Annotated in this window: 2 protein-coding genes; both read left to right on the top strand. The window is 62.3% G+C overall.

The window, feature by feature from the left end; translation table 11 throughout:
* The first annotated feature begins 25 nt into the window (after window positions 1-25).
* On the top strand, window positions 26-340 hold the full coding sequence (tnpB, locus tag GA0061099_RS39670; protein WP_083235197.1) for an IS66 family insertion sequence element accessory protein TnpB: 315 nt from the start codon (window positions 26-28) through the stop codon (window positions 338-340).
* Window positions 341-385: 45 nt separating this feature from the next.
* Window positions 386-2,036 (top strand): IS66 family transposase gene (gene tnpC / locus GA0061099_RS38985; protein ID WP_141697823.1). Its coding sequence is split into 2 segments (ribosomal slippage): window positions 386-775 and window positions 777-2,036, totalling 1,650 coding nucleotides; the frame shifts between segments, so codons are not numbered across the junction.
* Window positions 2,037-2,200: the final 164 nt, after the last annotated feature.

The following is a 2,200-nucleotide window of genomic DNA, read 5'->3' as shown; positions in this document are numbered from 1 at the left end:
TGCTACATGAACATGCGACCGCTCTATCAGCCACAACTCTCTGAAACCGGAGCCGTCGCCTGATCAAAAGTGCGAAAGATTCTGGACAGTACCGCACAAAGACCCGCTCAACGGTCATCTGTTCGTCTTCCGCGGTCGCCGCAGCGATCTTGAGAAGGTGATCTGGCACGATGGCCAGGGAGCATGCCTGTTTACCAAAAGGCTCGAGAGAGGCAGGTTCATCTGGCCATCGGTTGCCGGTGAATCGGTAACGATCTCGCCGGCGCAGTTGAGCTATCTGTTGTCCGGGATCGATTGGCGCAACCCACAAGAAACCCAGCGTCCAACGCGGGTCGGATAGCGTTTTATGGTTTGAATCTGCGGCTTGATCTGATTCACTGGCTTCATGATGTCGAAGCCGGACGATCTTCCATCGGACCTTGCGAGTGCCCTTGCGGCGCTGCAGGCCGAGCGTGAGGCGCGGCTACACGCTGAGGCGGTGGCTGCCAGTGTGCGGGCGGAGCTGTCGGACAACGAGGCGCTGATCGCGCATCTGGAGCTGCGGATCGAGAAGCTCAAGCGCGAACTGTATGGGCCGCGCTCCGAGCGCACGGCACGGCTGCTCGAGCAGTTGGAGCTGGAGCTCGAGGAACTCGTTACCACAGCGAGCGAGGATGAGCTTGCCGCGCAGGCTGCAGCAGCAAAGACGCAGAACGTCCGTTCCTTCACGCGCAAGCGGCCGGTACGCAAACCATGGCCAGATGACATCGAACGCGAGCGCGTCGTCGTTGAGGCCCCCAACGAGCTGTGCCTGCTGCGGTGGATCGCGGCTGGCGAAGATCGGCGAGGATGTGACCCAGACGCTGGAGGAGATCCCGCGCCGCTTCAAGATGATCGAGACGGTACGCGAGAAGTTCACCTGCGGCGATTGCGAGAAGATCAGCCAGACGCCCGCGCCGTTCCATGCCACGCCGAGCGGCTTCATCGGCCCACAATTGCTGGCGACGATTCTGTTCGAGAAGTTCGGCATGCATATCCCGCTCAACCGCCAGAGTGCGCGCTTCAAGGCCGAGAGGATCGACCTGTCGTTGTCGACGCTGGCCGACCAGGTCGGCCACGGGACCTTCGCCGTCATGCCGTTCTTCCACTTGATCGAGCGCCATGTGCTGGCGGCCGAGCGCCTTCATGGCGATGACACCACCATCCGTATCCTGGCGAAGGGCAAGTGTACCACCGGACGGATCTGGACTTATGTGCGGGATGACCGGCCCTTCGCCGGGCCCGCGCCGCCGGCTGCGGTCTATTACGCCTCGAGCGACCGACGAGGCGAGCATCCCCAGAAGCATCTGGCCGCCTTCGCCGGTATCCTGCAAGCCGATTGCTACAGCGGGTTCGAGCCGCTGTTCGATCCGCAGAAGAAGGCGCGACCGATTACGCCGGCGTTTTGCTATGCCCATGCACGACGGGGCTTCTTCGAGCTGGCCGACATCGAGAAAAATGCTCGGCAAGGTAAGAAGGGCAAACCGGTCTCCCCGATCGCGCTGGAGGCGGTCAGACGCCTGGATGCATTGTTCGAGATCGAGCGCGCCATCAACGGCCGCAGCGCCGAGGAGCGGCGTGCCGTGCGCCAGGAACAGAGCAAGCCGCTTCTCGAGGACATGCACGCCTGGTTGCTGCGTGAGCGCGAAACCCTCTCGCGCTCCTCCGAGGTCCTGAAGCCTATGAATTACCTGCTCAGGCGCTGGGACGACTTCGCCCGCTTCCTCGACGATGGTAGGATCTGCTTGACCAATAATTGTGCCGAGCGCGCATTGAGAGGCATCGCCTTGGGACGGCGGAACTGGACCTTCGCCGGCAGCCAGCGCGGCGCCGACCGTGCCGCCATCATGCTGACGATGATCACGACCTGTCGCCTCAACGAGGTCGATCCCAAGACCTGGCTCGCCGACGTCCTAGCCCGTATCGCCGATCTTCCCACATCGCGTCTGCACGAACTGCTGCCCTGGGAATGGAAGCTGGGCCAAGCCGGCAAGCCCGCCGGTCAGCGGGCCGCCTGATCTTCACGCAACGCCATCATAGAGCTCGTCGGGCCCGCGCGCACGCGGCAATCGGGCGGTCTTCATCGTCTTTCAATTACCCACATTTCCAGCCGTTGCGATTTCGGCGCCAAGTTCGATATCTGTGAGTCTTGAGAGGCCGCGCCAGATGACAACATTTCCAG

This window comes from Bradyrhizobium yuanmingense (assembly GCF_900094575.1).
GTDB lineage: Bacteria > Pseudomonadota > Alphaproteobacteria > Rhizobiales > Xanthobacteraceae > Bradyrhizobium > Bradyrhizobium yuanmingense.
This window is presented reverse-complemented; position numbering and strand designations above follow the sequence as displayed.